The sequence below is a fragment of the Micromonospora sp. DT63 genome (genome assembly GCF_049841615.1).
In the GTDB taxonomy this organism is placed as follows: domain Bacteria; phylum Actinomycetota; class Actinomycetes; order Mycobacteriales; family Micromonosporaceae; genus Micromonospora.
In genome coordinates this window covers 91,486-106,592 of sequence record NZ_JBNCKQ010000012.1, presented here as the reverse complement: position 1 = coordinate 106,592, position 15,107 = coordinate 91,486, and the positions used below count along the sequence as shown (strand labels likewise).

The 15,107-nt window shown below is 69.2% G+C and carries 19 protein-coding genes; 9 read left to right on the top strand and 10 right to left on the bottom strand.

The window, feature by feature from the left end; all coding sequences use genetic code 11:
- Positions 1-8: 8 nt before the first annotated feature.
- The gene (locus tag ACLQ27_RS30550) at positions 9-449 is read right to left on the bottom strand and encodes an SMI1/KNR4 family protein (protein ID WP_425869987.1); all 441 of its coding nucleotides are present in this window, start codon (positions 447-449) and stop codon (positions 9-11) included.
- 443 nt (positions 450-892) lie between these two features.
- Between ACLQ27_RS30550 and ACLQ27_RS30545 the strand changes: the two genes are divergently transcribed.
- On the top strand, positions 893-1,351 hold the full coding sequence (locus tag ACLQ27_RS30545; protein WP_425869985.1) for a hypothetical protein: 459 nt from the start codon (positions 893-895) through the stop codon (positions 1,349-1,351).
- A 221-nt stretch (positions 1,352-1,572) separates the two neighbouring features.
- On the opposite strand, the gene ACLQ27_RS30540 is transcribed toward ACLQ27_RS30545, so the two are convergent.
- On the bottom strand, positions 1,573-2,085 hold the full coding sequence (locus ACLQ27_RS30540; protein WP_425869982.1) for a hypothetical protein: 513 nt from the start codon (positions 2,083-2,085) through the stop codon (positions 1,573-1,575).
- 258 nt (positions 2,086-2,343) lie between these two features.
- Positions 2,344-2,958, bottom strand: a complete 615-nt coding sequence (locus ACLQ27_RS30535) for a hypothetical protein (RefSeq protein ID WP_425869980.1) — start codon at positions 2,956-2,958, stop codon at positions 2,344-2,346.
- A 280-nt stretch (positions 2,959-3,238) separates the two neighbouring features.
- Here ACLQ27_RS30535 and ACLQ27_RS30530 point away from each other — a divergent pair, with 280 nt between their 5' ends.
- Complete coding sequence (locus tag ACLQ27_RS30530; protein WP_425869978.1) at positions 3,239-4,312, top strand: IS630 family transposase; 1,074 nt, start codon at positions 3,239-3,241, stop codon at positions 4,310-4,312.
- 2 nt (positions 4,313-4,314) lie between these two features.
- Here the strand turns inward: ACLQ27_RS30530 and ACLQ27_RS30525 are convergent, their stop codons facing one another.
- Positions 4,315-4,671, bottom strand: a complete 357-nt coding sequence (locus ACLQ27_RS30525) for a hypothetical protein (RefSeq protein ID WP_425869977.1) — start codon at positions 4,669-4,671, stop codon at positions 4,315-4,317.
- Positions 4,672-4,736: 65 nt separating this feature from the next.
- Between ACLQ27_RS30525 and ACLQ27_RS30520 the strand changes: the two genes are divergently transcribed.
- From ACLQ27_RS30520 to ACLQ27_RS30510, 3 genes are read left to right on the top strand one after another with little or no spacing between them, the layout of a single operon-like run.
- On the top strand, positions 4,737-5,087 hold the full coding sequence (locus ACLQ27_RS30520) for a hypothetical protein (protein WP_357489342.1): 351 nt from the start codon (positions 4,737-4,739) through the stop codon (positions 5,085-5,087).
- Positions 5,088-5,105: 18 nt separating this feature from the next.
- Positions 5,106-5,993: an LLM class flavin-dependent oxidoreductase gene (locus tag ACLQ27_RS30515; RefSeq protein WP_357489343.1), complete on the top strand. Its 888-nt coding sequence runs from the start codon at positions 5,106-5,108 to the stop codon at positions 5,991-5,993.
- Positions 5,890-6,237, top strand: coding sequence for a hypothetical protein (locus tag ACLQ27_RS30510; RefSeq protein ID WP_357574777.1), 348 nt, complete (start codon positions 5,890-5,892; stop codon positions 6,235-6,237). The genes ACLQ27_RS30515 and ACLQ27_RS30510 overlap by 104 nt, the downstream gene beginning before the upstream one ends.
- A gap of 25 nt (positions 6,238-6,262) precedes the next feature.
- Here ACLQ27_RS30510 and ACLQ27_RS30505 read toward each other — a convergent pair whose 3' ends face one another.
- The 4 genes from ACLQ27_RS30505 to ACLQ27_RS30490 are packed head-to-tail and all read right to left on the bottom strand — an operon-like array spanning position 6,263 to position 9,795.
- Positions 6,263-7,135, bottom strand: a complete 873-nt coding sequence (locus ACLQ27_RS30505; protein WP_357489347.1) for a TauD/TfdA dioxygenase family protein — start codon at positions 7,133-7,135, stop codon at positions 6,263-6,265.
- Positions 7,132-7,902 (bottom strand): ABC transporter ATP-binding protein, encoded by a 771-nt coding sequence (locus tag ACLQ27_RS30500; protein ID WP_425869974.1) that lies wholly within the window; start codon positions 7,900-7,902, stop codon positions 7,132-7,134. Before ACLQ27_RS30500 ends, ACLQ27_RS30505 begins: the two co-directional genes overlap by 4 nt.
- A complete protein-coding gene (locus ACLQ27_RS30495; protein ID WP_357489351.1) occupies positions 7,889-8,917 on the bottom strand; it encodes an ABC transporter substrate-binding protein in 1,029 nt (342 codons plus the stop codon). The genes ACLQ27_RS30500 and ACLQ27_RS30495 overlap by 14 nt, the downstream gene beginning before the upstream one ends.
- 11 nt (positions 8,918-8,928) lie before the next feature.
- Positions 8,929-9,795 (bottom strand): ABC transporter permease, encoded by an 867-nt coding sequence (locus ACLQ27_RS30490; protein ID WP_357489353.1) that lies wholly within the window; start codon positions 9,793-9,795, stop codon positions 8,929-8,931.
- Between the two features lie 292 nt (positions 9,796-10,087).
- On the opposite strand from ACLQ27_RS30490, the gene ACLQ27_RS30485 reads away from it, so the two are divergent.
- Positions 10,088-10,870 carry an AfsR/SARP family transcriptional regulator gene (locus tag ACLQ27_RS30485; protein ID WP_425869971.1) on the top strand — a complete coding sequence of 261 codons (783 nt, stop codon included), beginning with the start codon at positions 10,088-10,090 and terminating at the stop codon, positions 10,868-10,870.
- A gap of 39 nt (positions 10,871-10,909) precedes the next feature.
- Positions 10,910-11,362, top strand: coding sequence for a nuclear transport factor 2 family protein (locus ACLQ27_RS30480; protein WP_357489357.1), 453 nt, complete (start codon positions 10,910-10,912; stop codon positions 11,360-11,362).
- Here ACLQ27_RS30480 and ACLQ27_RS30475 read toward each other — a convergent pair.
- Both ACLQ27_RS30475 and ACLQ27_RS30470 read right to left on the bottom strand, forming a co-directional pair.
- The gene (locus tag ACLQ27_RS30475; protein WP_357489359.1) at positions 11,359-12,066 is read right to left on the bottom strand and encodes an SDR family NAD(P)-dependent oxidoreductase; all 708 of its coding nucleotides are present in this window, start codon (positions 12,064-12,066) and stop codon (positions 11,359-11,361) included. The genes ACLQ27_RS30480 and ACLQ27_RS30475 overlap by 4 nt on opposite strands.
- Before the next feature lie 90 nt (positions 12,067-12,156).
- Positions 12,157-13,065, bottom strand: a complete 909-nt coding sequence (locus ACLQ27_RS30470) for an MBL fold metallo-hydrolase (RefSeq protein WP_357489361.1) — start codon at positions 13,063-13,065, stop codon at positions 12,157-12,159.
- Positions 13,066-13,160: 95 nt separating this feature from the next.
- Between ACLQ27_RS30470 and ACLQ27_RS30465 the strand changes: the two genes are divergently transcribed.
- A complete protein-coding gene (locus tag ACLQ27_RS30465; protein WP_357574778.1) occupies positions 13,161-13,997 on the top strand; it encodes an AfsR/SARP family transcriptional regulator in 837 nt (278 codons plus the stop codon).
- 12 nt (positions 13,998-14,009) lie between these two features.
- The gene (locus ACLQ27_RS30460) at positions 14,010-15,083 is read left to right on the top strand and encodes a phosphotransferase family protein (RefSeq protein ID WP_357489365.1); all 1,074 of its coding nucleotides are present in this window, start codon (positions 14,010-14,012) and stop codon (positions 15,081-15,083) included.
- Positions 15,084-15,107 lie beyond the last annotated feature (24 nt).

Here is a 15,107-nt window from a genome sequence, read left to right as displayed (position 1 = left end):
GGCACCGTTCACCGCTGCGCCCGCCCTCGACTGCCTGCATCAACACCGCGCCCAAGACCTCGCATGAGGCCGCGGTCTGTCCGAGGTTGTTCGGAGCTGTTCGGAACGCTTGATTCCCTGACCTTCCCTTGAATAGCCTCGGCCGCGTCAATATTGACGCGGCAGATTGTGGCGTCCAACACTTGGAGGATTCTGTGAAAGCGCGAAGGGTCAGGGTGCTCGCGACGGCGATCGGTGTATACCGCGACGTGGTCTGTGGACCAGGATGTTCGGTTGGGTGCGGGGTGGGCGTCACGGGCTAACCCCCCGCCGTTGTGTCGCTGAACCAGGTCGACGTACGCGGCGGGTAGCTTGCGTCCAAGCTGCGCTTCCACCTCCCGCAGAACCTCTTCCGTGAGCGGGCTTTCCAGCGGACCGGAGGTGTCGAAGACGATGGTGGGATCGAGCACGCGCTGACGGTACTCGGCCTGGAGCAGGAGCCGGCGCGGCATGCACGGCCCGGAGGGATGTAATCCCGGTACTCAGACGATGCCTCGTCTGGCCGGCGGAAACCTAATTTCCGCCTCTGCCTGGCAGGCGTCATGACTCGCACTCCGGGCCGCGTCGCGGCAATGATATGCGGTGCGGCGGGCGAAGCCAGACATGTGTGGCCGAGACGAGGTGGGGAGCCTCCGAGGCATCGCCTTCGCAGTCGTCCGGGCGGGACCTCGATGGGGCCTGTCCGGGCGAGCCCCCTGGTCCCTTATTCTCGGATGCCCTCGCCTGGCCCGAATGTCAGACTGCGGCAGTGGAGGGCTTTCGGTGTGCCAGCTGCGGGAACACGCTGAGCGTCCCGGTCCGGTTGGTGGAGCTACCGGCGGGACCGCACTGGTCGCTCCTGGATTGTCATCACGTGAACCCGCCGCTCCTCGACCCCGGCACCTATGCAATCGACGAGGCCGCGTATGGCCGTGATCAGGTCGCCGGCACCTTCGTCCTCTCACCCGGCGACGTACGCGGGACAAGCTTCATCCATGACCTTGTTCGCACGGGCTGCTGGTCCATGGTCGGGTGGAACCCCTCCGTGGCTTGTGAAGACTGTGGTGCCTTGGTCGCCTCCCGGACGGATGACTGCGAGGTGGCCCAGGAGACGCGCTTCTACCCTGCGATGGTTGTCCGGGAGCCGTGTGACGATGAGCCTGGCCGCGACACGGATCCCTTTTCGCTGATCGCCGACTGGGACAGCCCTGCGCTCGACACCAGACAACACGGCTGGGTCCCCAAGCCGACCCGCCCTCGTCCCGAACTCGTTGCAACCCGCTGGAGGCCAGGCGTGAAAGAACACCTCTTTCGAGATGATCCGCCAGCCTGACCAGCTGGCCAACCAAAGTCTTTACAAGATCCCGGACGGTTCAATTGCTGTCGTCCCGGGTCCCTGCCGCACGACAGGGGCAGGTCGCGACGACGTAGCGCAGGTCGAGGGGTGAGCGGCCGCGGAACACGTCGTTCAAGGAAAGGGACACACCAAGCTCTCCTCTGTCTCGCCCGACGCCGCGCCGATGTCCCCTTCGCGATGCTGCGTGACGGCACGTCCTACGAACCACAGCCAGCAGCGGGCGCGTTGATCGCCGGATCCGCCAACAGCACCACCTGATCGGTCTCAACATCGAACCCGTGCACTGGATGGCTGTGGTTGCCGCCCTCGGAGTCCATCAGCACCGGCTTGCCCAACAGCCGCCCGATCACCCGCAGGAAGCCGCAGAACACATCCAGTCGCTCCTGCCCCTGAAGCTCCGGCAGGTCAACATCGAAGTCGATCTCCTCCACCGCATAGAACCGGAAGATCGCCAGCACGTCGGCAGTCGGCCAGACCCGCAGCTCCGCGCACTCGGCATCAGCCGGGCGGGCAAACACCGCCTCCGCCCGAGGCGCCGGCAGCACCGTCTCGCCCTCGGAATACTGAAACGTCCAGCCGCTCGCGCTGACGGCATCCAGAACCGCCTGCCAGTCATCCACCGAGGTATCCGGTACGACCACGTCCGGCAGCGAACCCATCATGTCCGGGTCGAAGAAATTCCTGACGTCATCCCACAGCAGATCCGGCACTGCGTCATACTGCCCGCCACCCCAAGACAACGCAGCCCGGTCTCTTCCTGCACGCTGTTCGGTTGGCGGAGGTGGGGCGGCGGGCCGAGGCCCTCGCCGCCAGCCAGGAAGCCGTCGACCTGCGCCGGGAGTTGGCCGACGGCAACCGCGACGCCTACCTACCCGACCTCGCCACGTCGGTGAACAACCACGCTGTTCGGTTGGCGGAGGCAGGACGACGGTGTCGGTCGCACCGAGGCGCGTATATCTGGTTGAGCGTCATGTGGATTGGCGGTGGTGTGCCGGGAGGAGTAGCCACCGGGCGAAGCAGCTCTGGTCGTCAATTTCGGTGTACCACCTGACTCTGAGCGTGTATCCGTTGCTGTCGGCTCGCAGGAGTAGTCCCTTGTTCGGCTCCCGTGACGGAGGTCCATGCTCAGCCGGCGGCGGGCCTGGTTGACGCGGCGACAGCGCCATTGCGTGCTCGCCTGTTCCGTCGAGGGCGGCGCTGAAGATTGCGAGGTCACCGCTGGGAATGTTGAGGGCGTCACCGACATCTCCGATTGCCGATGGATAGTTCAGCGCCGATTCGAGGGTTCTGCGATAGTCCGTACCCGAGGCCTGGACTATCGCCAAGGTTCCCTCCGCAGACTCGAACACCTCCATCCAGCTGTCGTCACGAACGACGCCGTCAGCGCCGACAAGAAGAGCGGTAGAGCCGGCAACGGCGATGCTGGTCTCCTCGGGGGTCATGCCAACAATCCGGTCGTACTCGTCGTTGCTCATACCGCGCCAGAAACGGCGGGCGGCGGCGTCGACAGCGAGGTACGGTTCGCCGTTCGTCCAGAGCCGCCCAATGTGGGTCCAGGACGTTTGCACGGTGACAGTATCCATACGGCCCTCGCCACGGCTGGCTGGCACCCAACGCCTTACTGTCATGCCGCTGTCAAGGCGCGGCAATCGTCGGCGTGCTCCCCCGGTCGACCGATGCGGCTGCAGAGCCAGCGCTGGTGCCAACCAAATCGAGCCCTACGCCGAACTCATCCGCCACTACCGGGAACGGTGGGTCCACTACGGACACGACCCGGCCCACGCCCTCGTCGGTGCGGCACCGAGGGCTTCTACTGTCGCGTGTCTGAAGTGATTTGACGGTTGTGGTGGGCGACAATGGGGCATGTCTGTCGCGGCTGCGCTGGTTCTTCGTCCCGGCGATGGTGCGCGACTGCGGGAGCTGACGCGCTCGTCCGCCGCGCCGGCCGGGCATGTGCAGCGGGCTCGGATGGTATTGCTAGCCGCTGAGGGGCTGCCGAACGCGGAGATCGGCCGACGGGTTGGGATGACTCGGCAGACGGTGATCGCCTGGCGGGCGCGGTATGAGGCCGGCGGGATCGCCGCGCTGGCCGACCTGCCGCGCTCGGGCCGACCGGGCAGTATCGACGAGGCCGCGGTGATCGCGTCGACGTTGAACCCGCCGCCGTCCGAGCTGGCGGTGACGCAGTGGTCGGCACGGCTGCTTGCCGACCAGTTGAGCCGGGCCGGGATGCCGGTCAGCTTCGCCGAGGTGGCCCGGATCTGGCGCACCTGGGGACTGCAGCCGCACCGGATCGAGACGTTCAAGTTCTCCACCGACCCGCAGCTGGAAGCCAAGATCCGTGATGTGGTCGGCTTGTATCTGGACCCGCCGGCCAACGCGGTCGTGGTCTGCGTCGACGAGAAGTCGCAGATCCAGGCGTTGGACCGGACCGCGCCGCTGCTGCCGATGCGCTTCGACGCCGCCGAACGTCGCACCCACGACTACCGGCGGCACGGCACCACCGCCCTGTTCGCCGCCCTGGAGGTGGCTACCGGGAAGATCACCGCGGATGCCTGCTACGAGCGGCACTCCAACACCGAGTTCCTGGCCTTCCTGAAACAGGTCGCCAAGACGCATCCGCGAGTCAAGCTGCATGTCGTGTGCGACAACTACGCCACCCACAACCATCCGAACGTCAAAGCCTGGCTGGCCAAGCACCCACGGATCACGCTGCACTTCACTCCGACCAGCGCGTCCTGGATGAACATGGTCGAGATCTTCTTCGGGATCATCAGCCGACAAGCCATCCGCCGGGGCAGCTTCACCAGCGTCACCGACCTGATCGGCGCGATCCGCGCGTTCATTGACGGCTACAACGAACGCTGCCAGCCGTTCCGCTGGGCCAAGACCGCCGACCAGATTCTCGCCCAGGCTCACCACAGGCCTTCGGCCTGATCTCAAAGATCACGCCATACGTGCGGTTCCTGGTAGGCGTGCCAGCCGTGGAAGAACCAGTCCGCGAGGTCCCGCAGCCGCTCCAGGCAGTCCTGGTAGTAGGGCGCCGGCTCCGGCCGAGGAAAGTTCGGGTGACTGGTCCACTCCGCTACAAAGTGTGAAACGTAGTAGAAGCCCTCCGCCATCCAGCGCGGCAGATCGTCATGGCCTTCGTACTGCTTGCAGACCATCCGCATCGCCTGCTCCAACCGGCTGAAGGCCGCCCGATCCCAGACGAGGTCAGCGCCTCGCAGGCTCAGCAGGAAGCTGCCCTCCGCCGCCTCGAACTCCTGCCTCAGCACAATCAACGCGTCATCCACGTCCGCATCTTGGCACTCGGGTACGACATCCCAACTGTCAAACTATTTCAGACACGCGACACTACGTGGCCCGCACCTCCCAGGAGGCGATCGAACGGTATCGGGCGATCTTCGATGCCCGGGTTGCCGCGTTCCGGCGGCTCGGCGTGCCACCGGTCTTCGGCACCCTGGAGGACGCCATCGACCGCAGCTCGATCCTGGTCGGCAGCCCACAGCAGCTCGTCGACAAGGTGCTGCGCTATCACGAGCAGTTCGGCCACGAGGTCATCCACCTCCAGGCCGACCACGACGGGCTCACCGACAAGCAGCACCGGGAGAGCCTGGAGCTGTTCCAGTCCGAGGTGGCACCGGTGCTGCGCCGGGATATTCCCAGCCGCCCCTTCCATCCGCCGGTGACCGCCGCCGCTACGGCCTGACCAGAAACGGGGACAACCATGCCCTCCACGCCTCTGTCCATCCTCGACCTCTCGCCGGTACCCGCCGGCGGCACCGTCACGGACGCCCTGCGCAACACCGTCGACCTGGCCCGTCGGGCCGAGCAGTCCGGCTGCCACCGTTACTGGCTGGCCGAGCATCACCTCGCCGCCGGGGTGGCCAGCTCCGCGCCGGCCGTGCTGATCGGGCAGGTCGCCGCGGCCACCAGCGCCATCCGCGTCGGCTCCGGCGCCGTCCAGGTCGGTCACCGCACCGCCCTGTCGGTCGTCGAGGAGTTCGGCACCCTCGCCGCGCTGCACCCCGGCCGCATCGACCTCGGGCTCGGTCGCTCCGGGCAGCGGCGGGTCGAAGCCGCCCGGGAGATCGCCGCGCCCACCCCGCCACCGGTCCAGGCCCGGGTGGTCGACGGGCTGCTCATTCCGCCGCCGTTCTCCTACGCCCAGGTGCTCGCCTCACCGCGTTTCGCCCTGAGCAGCGCCCTGCTGCACCAACCGGGCGCCCAGCCACCGCCCTTCGCCGAACAGGTGGCCGACGTGCTGGCCCTGCTGCGCGGGGACTACACCGACGCCGACGGGCTGGACGCGCACGCCGTTCCGGGGGAGGCCACCGATCTGCAGGTGTGGCTGTTGGGCAGCAGCGGCGGGGAGAGCGCCCACCTCGCCGGGGGCGTTGGGCCTGCCCTTCGCTGCCAACTACCACGTCAGCCCGTCCTCGGTGCTCGATGCCGTGACCGCCTACCGGGCCGCGTTCCGGCCCTCGGCGGTACTGGCCCAGCCGTACGTGGTGGTCTCCGCGGACGTCGTCGTCGCCGACACCGACACCGACGAGACGGCACGCCGGCTCGCCGCGCCGTACGGGGTCTGGGTACGCAGCATCCGCAGCGGTGACGGCGCGATCCCGTTCCCGCGCCCGGAGCAGGCCGCCGCGCTGCCGTGGACCGACGAGGACCGGGAACTCGTCGCCGACCGGGTGGACACCCAGTTCGTCGGGTCGCCCGGCACCGTCGTCGAGCGGCTGCGCGTCCTGCGTAACGTCACCGCCGCCGACGAACTGCTGATCACCACGATCACCCACGCGCACAGCGACCGGGTCAGCTCGTACGAGCTGCTCGCCAAGGAGTGGGGGAACTGACGACGCCTGCGCCGGTGAGGGATCGTCAACTATCGGCGGAATGCGGCTGGTCCTGCGGTCCGCGCGGAGTGTCCCCGCGCAGGGTGATGCGATGCATGACCCGCCGTTCGGACCCGTAGTCGCGGTTGGCGTAGTGGGCCGTGCTGCGGTTGTCCCAGAGTGCCACGTCGCCCGGGCGCCAGCGGTGTCGCACGATGTGCTCCGGCTTGGTGAGGTGGGCGTAGAGCAGGTCCAGGATGGCCCGGCTCTCGGCGTCGGAGACTCCGACGATGCGTGAGGTGAAACCGGGGTTCACGAAGATTCCCCTACGGCCGGTCTCGGGATGTACCCGGACCACCGGGTGCTCGACCGGGTCGAGCCGGGACACCGGCTGGCCCTCCCACGCGTTGCCTCCGCGTTGGGCCAGGTAGTAGCCGAACTCGCGGGTGCCGTCGTGGACGGCGGTGAGCTGATCGACAAGTCGTCGTACGGGCTCGCTGAGCGAGTCGTACGCCAGTTGCGCGTCGGCCCAGTTCGTGTCTCCGCCGGTCGGCGGGAGGGTGACCGCGCGCAGGATCGAGCCGAGTGGTGGCCGCTTCATGAAGGTGACGTCGGTGTGCCACACGTCGGCGAAGCCGTTGTCGGTGCTGTCCAGGGCGTACACCTCCGGGTGGGCTTCGTCGACGCCGCGGACGACCGGATGCGAGGCGGTCAGTTCGCCGATCCGGCGGCCCAGGCGCACCTGAGCGTCGTCGTCGAGGCGCTGGTCGCGGAGGAACAGCACCTTGCGGTCGACCAGGGCGGCGCGGAGAGCGACGATCTCGTCGTCGCTGGCGGTGGCCAGGTTCATCCCGTGCACCAGGGCGCCGAAGTGCGGCCCCAGCGGTTCGAGGTCGAGCTGCACGAGCACGGTGGTCATGTGGATGCTCCTTCGTTTCGGACGGCGTGCGCGATCTCGGCGCGCAGCGCGGCGTACTCGGGCAGGCCCCGCAGGTCGTCCGGCGTGGCGTCGGTGCGCGGCAGGTCGATGGGCAGGTCCAGGACGATCCGGCCGGGGCGTGGGCTGAGCACCACGACCCGGCTGGCCAGGAAGACGGCCTCGTCGACGCTGTGGGTGACGAACACCGAGGTCCGGCCGGTTGCCGTGCTTACTTCGCGCAGGTCCTCCTGGAGGCGCTCCCGGGTGAGCGCGTCGAGCGCGGCGAACGGTTCGTCGAGCAGCAGCAGTGGGCGGTCCGCGGCGAGGGCGCGGGCGATCGCGACCCGCTGCTGCTGGCCGCCGGAGATCTGCCAGGTACGGCGCTTGGCCACATCGGGTAGGCCGACCCGGGTGAGGAGCCGATCGACACCATCGGTGGGCCGTCCGGCGTAGCGCAGGGCCACCTCGATGTTGCCGCCGACGGTCATCCACGGAAACAGGCGGGGCTGCTGAAAGACCAGGCCGGCGCCGCGCCCGGGGACCGGGGGCCCACCAGCGGTCCGGACCGCGCCGCTGGTGGGCCGCTCGAAACCGGCGATCAGCCGCAGCAGGGTGCTCTTGCCGCAGCCCGAGGCGCCGACCAGGACGAGGAACTCACCCGTCGGTACGGTCAGGTCGATCGGACCGAGGGCGACGACGTCGCCGTACGCGTGCTCGACGTCGTCGACGGCGATCGCGGCCGTTCCGCCCGGGTCAGCCGAGGACATCCGGTAGCCCTTCGGTGTAGATGGCGGCCTGGACGGTCGCCAGGTCCGGCACGGCCTCGATCTTCTGCTGGTCCTTGAGGAACTGTGCCGCGCTGACGAGGTTGTCGGCGAGCTGGCCCTTGGCTGCCGAGGTGCCAAGCCATGCAGGGCTGGCCAGGTCCGCGGGCTTGAGGAAGACACCCTGCGAGAGCTGCCGCTGCGCTTCCTCCGGGCTGAGGTTGAGCTCGATGCCCACCGATTTGGCGGCTGCGGCCGGGTCGCTGTGGATCAGGTTCAGTGCCTGGGACTCAGCTTTACGCCAGGCGTCCACGGCGTCCGGGTGTGCCTTGACGAAGGCGGTGGCGACGACACCGAGGTCCAGGGTGGGCTTGCCTGCGGTGGCCAGTTCGCGACTGGTGACCAGCACCGTGCCGGTCTTCCTGAGTTCGTCGAGCGACGGCAGCCAGGAGTAGGCGGCGTCCAGGTCGCCGCGGGTCCAGGCGGCCAGGATGTCCTGCGGTTCCAGGTCGACGATGGTGACGTCGGATTCCTTGACACCGGCGCGGTCCAGCGCGGCCAGCAGACTGTAGTGGGCGGTGGAGGCGAACGGCGTCGCCACCTTCTTGCCGCGCAGGCCGCTCACGTCGGCAATCCCGGAGCCCTTGCGGGCGACAAGTGCCTCGTTGTCGCCCGCGACGTCGAGCACGAAGGCGACCTGGTACGGGATGTTCAGGGGTGCGGAGAGCCCGCGGGCGACCGGGCTGGACCCGATTGCCGCGATGTCGACGCTACCGGCGACGAACGCGGTGTTGATGCTGGCGCCGGAATCGAACTTGGTCCAGGTGATCTGGTAATCGGGCAGGGCTTTCTCCAGCAGACCCTGGTGCTTGACGATGAGGTCACCGCTCGGGAATGCCTGGTAGGCGATCCGGATGCTCTTGCGGTCCGGGTCGCCGCCGCCGCTGGCGGCACCGTCCCCGCAGGCGGTGGGCAGCAGTAGGGTGGCGGCGGCCAGCAGGCCCAGAATTTTGCGCATGTGCTGTTCTCCTATATTTGGCCGCGCCACGGGATCAGCCGTCCTTCGGCGGTCCGCAGCAGGGCGTCGATGAGCAGGCCCGACAGGCCGATGGCGAAGAGACCGAGGACGACCACGTCGGTCTGTGAGTAGCGTTGGGCGTCGCGGATCATGCCGCCGATGCCGGGGACGCCGTTGATCGTCTCCGCGGCGACCACCGAGGAGTACGCGACCCCGACGGCGATCCGAATCCCGGTGAAGATTTCCGGTAGCGCGTGGGGCAGCACCACGTCGCGGATCACGCGTGCGCGGCTGGCACCCAGCGCCCGCGCGGCCTCCACCAGACCGGTCGGTGCGGAGTGGACGGCTGCCGCGGTGGCGACCGCGACCGGAGGCAGCGCGGCGATGGAGAGCAGCCAGAGCTTGGGCGTCTCGTCGATGCCGAACCAGATGATGAAGAGGCTGAAATAGGCCAGGGGCGGGAGCGCCCGGATGAAGGTGACGACCGGTTCGACGACCACCCGGATCCAGCCGACGGTTCCCATGACGACGCCGAGGAGCACTCCGCCGGCGACACCGATGACAGATCCGATCAGGATGCGGCGCAGGCTCACCCCGAGGTGCTCGATGAGCAGGTGTCCGCTGTATCCACGGATGCCGTCGTGGGTGGTCGAGGTCTGGACGAGTTGGTGCCACACCGCACCGGGCGAGGGGATGAAGGTCGGGTTGCTGGTGGCTCGGGCGGCGATCTCCCACAGCGCGTAGAGCACGACGAGGGCGAGTAGCCGGAGCAGGACCCGGCGGCGGCGTCCACCGTGCGGTGCCAGTGCGTCGGGGGTCACCGCTGACGCGCCGATCGAGGTTTCCGCGGCAGGCGGCGCGGGGACCGTGGTAGTCACCCACTTTTCCTATCGTGTAGATAGGAAATGAGCAAGGGTGGGATCGAAGGATGGGAGGCGGCGACGCGCCTGGAGGCAAGGAGCCGTCGGCCCGTGACCGCGAGACCGGCGCAGAGGTGGGATTTCCGCTCAAACCTACCGACTCCATGGAGAACTCAGGACCGTGCGCACTCGTGGTTCTCGCCTGATCGCCGCAGGTCAAAGCGATGCGGGCGATTTGCCGGTAAGGAGAGCGAAAGCGTCCGCCGGCATAGTTCCGTTCGTTGGCGTTACCGAGCGACGAAGGGGAATCATGCGGTTCACAGTGCTGGGTCCCTTGGGGATGGAGCCGGGGCAACTGCCCAGCGCTCCGAAGCAGCGGCAACTGTTGGCCCTGCTGCTTCTGCACGCCGACACCGTCGTCACCGTCGACGATTGTGTGGACGAGCTGTGGGGTGAGCAACCACCGATGAGCGCACACTCGACGTTACAGACGTACGTCATGAACCTCCGGAAAGTCCTGCGCACCGCCAAGGGCGACAACCGGATCAGCACCCGCGAGCGTGGGTACGCCCTGCACGTGGATCTCGGTGAGCTCGATCTTGATGACTTTCACCGGATCGCGACCACCGGAGGTGAGGCCTTCGCCGCCGGCCGGTACCCGGAAGCGGCGCGGCTGCTGCGGTCGGCTCTGGACATGTGGCGCGGACCGGCCCTGGTCGACGTCCAGGTGGGCTCGATCGTGCGGGCCCGGTTGGAAGGGCTGCACGAAGTCCGTCTCGCCGTACACGAGGAGCGGGTGGAGGCCGATCTGCGTCTCGGGCGGCACCGGGAGCTGCTCAGTGAACTGCGAGTCCTGGTGCGCCGGTATCCGACCCACGAGAACCTGCGCGCGCAGCTCGCGCTCGCGCTGTACCGAAGCGGCCGGACCACCGAGGCGCTGGCTGCTCTACGGCAGATCCGCAGCACGCTCGCCGAGCGGTTCGGGCTGGAGCCGTCCCGGCGGCTGCGGGGCCTGGAGCAAGCCATCCTGCGAGCCGATCCGGCCCTGGACCTGGCCGTCGACAGTGGTTCGAGCCACCTGCTCGTCAGCTGACCACACCGAAACGACCCCCACCGACCGAAGGAACGCGTCATGACGACGACTCAGCCGACCGGCAGCACCGCGCACTCTGTCGACGCGGAAACGTACGCCGAAATCCTGCAGTTCTACGCCCGCCACTTCCAGCTTCTGGACGATGGCGAGGCCGAACAGTGGTCTCAGCAGTTCACCGAGGACGGCGAGTTCGGACAGAACGTCAAACCCGAGCCGCGTCGGGGCCGCGCCGCGATCGCCGTGTCGATGCGGCGCGGCATCGACCGCCTTGCCGAGTCGGGGCTCACCCGGCGGCACTGGTACGGCAACGTGATCGCCGAGCCGGACGGCGAGGACGCGGTGCGGACCCGCTACTACGCGACAGTCTTCGAGACGCCGCCCGGCGGTGGTGCTGCCCGGGTCTATCTGAGCACCACCGCCGAGGACCTGCTGCAACGACAGGGCGGCGAATGGTTCGTCCGCCGCCGGCACATCGTGCACGACGGGACCTAGAAGTTCAGGCCTCCGTCGACATTCAGGACATGACCGCTGACGTAGGAGCTGTCCGGTGAGGCCAGGAAAAGGATCGCCCGGGCGACCTCGGCGCCGGTTCCGGGCCGCGCGCTCGCGAGCGAGCCGCGGAGGCGGTTCCACAGCCGGTCGTTGTCGAGGATCGCGCGTCCCATGCCTTCGTCGACCACCCCCGGAGCGACAGCGTTGACGGTGATGCCGTCGACGGCCAGTTCCGCGGCGAGCACCCGGGTCAGTGTCTCCAGGGCGGCCTTGGAGACGCCGTACGCTCCGCCGCCGGCGATCGGCCGACGCCCCAGCAGCGAGGACACCGTGATGATCCGCCCGTCGCCGGCGGCCCGGAGCAGCGGAACTGCGGCCCGCACGCAGTTCAGCACACCGGTGAGATTGGTGGCCAGCACCTCGTCCCAGTGCTCCGGTGGCAGCGTCGCCAGGGGCCCGGGGCGGTTGATACCAGCGTTCGCGACCAGGATGTCAAGTCCGCCGTGACGCTCCTTCACAGCGGAGAAGAGCGCGCCGACCGAGGCTTCGTCGGTGACGTCGACTGGAAACTGCCCGACGATGTCCGACGCCCCACGTGCCGCTGACACGACGGTGGCGCCGGCGTCGGCGAGGACTCGCGCGACGACCTGTCCCAGGCCGGCGGTGCCGCCGGTCACGACCGCGACCTTGCCTTTGAGGACCATGAGAACTCCTTCGTTGTCGGCTTCCGGACCAGGGGTCCGGCCGTACTCGAGCCGGCCTTGAGTGCCGGCCGGAACGCTGCCCGCGTGCCGTCAAACCGATGTGCTGAGCGGACCGCCGTGGAACTGGACCATCTCGTCGGTGATTGGCCGGGACGGGAGATACAGACCGGCCGGCTCACCGCGTTCCTCCGCGTACGCCCGATGCAGGTTGGCCACCAGCCGTTCCGGATCCGGCAGGCTCCGGAAGGGGTTGTCGGCCCGCCGAGCGGCCTCCAGCGGAGGTATCCCCGCGCTGACACCGTGCGCCGCCTCCCGGCGCAGCCACCGCAGGTATGCCTCGGTGGCGTCGAGAACCTCCGGCCCTGCGACCGCGCCGTGCCCGGACACCACCACCCGAGGGCGCAGGTCGCGCAGCGAAGCCAGCGCGCGCAGGGATCCGGCGACCGAACCCATGAGCACGAACGGCGTACGCCCGGAGAAGACCACGTCGCCGACGAACAGCACTCGCGGTCGCGGCAACCACACCACCACGTCGTTCGTCGTGTGGGCCGGCCCGACGTGGAACAGCTCGACACGTACCCCGCCGGGGTCCAGAGTCAGCCGATCCCGCAGCGTGCGGGTCGGCAGCCTCAGCTCGATGCCGGAGAAGTCGGCCTGCGGCCACAGGTCGCGCATCGCCAGCCCTGTCCGGGCCATCTCGGAACGGGCGGTCTCGTGAGACACGATCTCGGTCGCGCGCGGAAAGACGCAGTTGCCGAAGACGTGGTCGCCGTGGTGATGGGTGTTCACCACGATGTGCGGACGATCCGGCGCCAGGCGCTGCACGCACGCCAGCAGCGCCTCCGCGCGGGGCCGGGTGGCAGCGGTGTCCACCACCACGACCCGCTCGGCGCCGACGATGATGCCGGCGTTGCCGACGCACCAACCGCCCGGCGGCTGGATGTAGGCGAACACCGCGGGGGCCAACGGCACAAGCCGGCCGAACGGTGTGCTGGTCATGTCTCCTCCGGTACGACGGCGTGGGTCCGGACCCCAGTGGGCCCGACCACGCTCGGCTCCGGCTGGAGGCGGCGTCTCGATCGGAGGGTGTGCTGATGTACCTCGACGTGCTCGGTGGACTGCGGATCGGTCCAGCCGGCGGTGACGCGGGCCCGACGGCACCCAAGCAACGGCAACTCCTCGGTCTGCTCGCGTTACGGGTGGGTGCGACCGTGCCGGTGACGACCTGCGTGCGGGAGTTGTGGAACGACCACCCGCCCCGTAGCGCCGCCACCACGCTGCAGACGTACGTCATGCATCTGCGCCGGGTGCTGACCCGGACGGCGGCGCCGGCGCTGCTGCTGACCGACGGGCGTGGCTATCTGCTGAGGATCGACCCGGAGCAGACCGATCTGGGGATGGTCCGCGAGTGGGCTCGCCGGGGCGACCAGCACGCCGCGGCCGGGAGGCCGGCGCACGCCGCGCGGGACTGGCAGCAGGCGCTGACGCTGTGGCGGGGCCCGGCCCTCGCCGATGTACGGATCGGTCCGGTGGCGGAGGAGATCATCGGACACCTCGACCAGTGGCGGCTGCTGCTGATCGACCGATACCTCGACGCCGAGCTGCGGTGTGGCCGGCACCGCCAGGTGGTGGCCGTGGCGACGACGCTCGCACGTCGGCATCCACTGCGCGAGCCGATTCACGCCAGCCTGATGGTCGCGCTGTACCGCAGTGGGCGGCAGGCTGACGCCGTCCTGGTCTACCAGCGGCTGTCCGCCGCGCTGCGGCGCGAACTCGGAGTCGAGCCCTCGACGGCGGTGCAGCGGTTGCAGCGCGCTGTGCGAGTCGGCGCGGCCTGGCTCGAACCGCCCGCCGGCCCGGCCACGGAGCCGCTGGCCCCCGCGCTCCGCCGCCCCACTCTCGTCCCCGCGCCGTCCTGCGGCGTGTCCTGATCGGAGCCTTCCGTGCCCGTACCCGTGCAACGCGACCCCGACCTGACCCGGGCCCGATTGGCCGACTGGCTCCGCGACCAGCGCGGCGTCCGTGACGTCGCCGTGGGGCCGTTGACCGTCCCGAGGACTGCCGGATTCTCCGCCGAGATTCTGCTTTGCGACGCCAGTTGGGCCCAGGACGGACGACATCAGGTCGCGCCGCTCGCCGTCCGGATCGCGCCGGTCGGGCACCGGATCTTTCCTGACCTGCGCTGGCCGGAACAGGTCGGTGTGCAGATCGCGCTGGCCCGGACCGACGTCCCGGTCGCGCCCGTACTCGGGTTCGAACCCGACCCGGGCGTACTCGGGGCGCCGTTCGTCGTGATGAGCCGGGTAGCCGGTGAGGTGCCCGCCGACCTGCCGTCGTACCACCGGGAGGGCTGGCTGGCCTCGGCCTCGCCGCAGCGGCAGCGGGCGGCGTGGTTCGCCGCCCTGTCCGCGATGGGGCGGTTGCACCGCCTGGATCCGGCGGCCCTGGGGGCGACCCCCGCGCCCTCCGGCGACCTGGCGTTCTACGCCGAGCAGTTGGAGTATTTCGGCGCCGCGCGCAACGACGCCGCCCGAACCGCGCTGACCTGGCTGCAGGCCCACCGCCCGCCGGCGCCGCAGACGCCTCGCCCGCTGTGGGGCGACGCCCGGCTCGGCAACATCGTATTCGCCGGCGACCGTCCGGCCGCCCTCCTGGACTGGGAGATGACCGACGTCGGCCGCCCGGAGAGCGACCTGGCCTGGTTCCTGCACATGGACCGGTTTCTCAGCGACGGGATCGGCGCCCCCCGGCTGCCCGGTCTGCCGACCCGCGTCGAGACCGAGGAGTTCTACGCCCGGCTTCTCGGCCGACCCCTGGCCCATCTTGCCTACCACGAGGTCGACGCCGCCTTCCGGTTCTGTGTCGTCACGGCCCGGGTCGTGCGGCTGCTGGAGGAGACCGGCGTCCTGCCGCCGGGGTCGGACTTTCCGCTGCACCGCAACGCGACCGCGCTGTTGCGCCGCCGGCTCGCCGAGAGCGGTGTCGATCTCTCCAGTACGGGTGTAGCGGGCCTCTAGGGACCCCCGCCATGGTCGGCACCG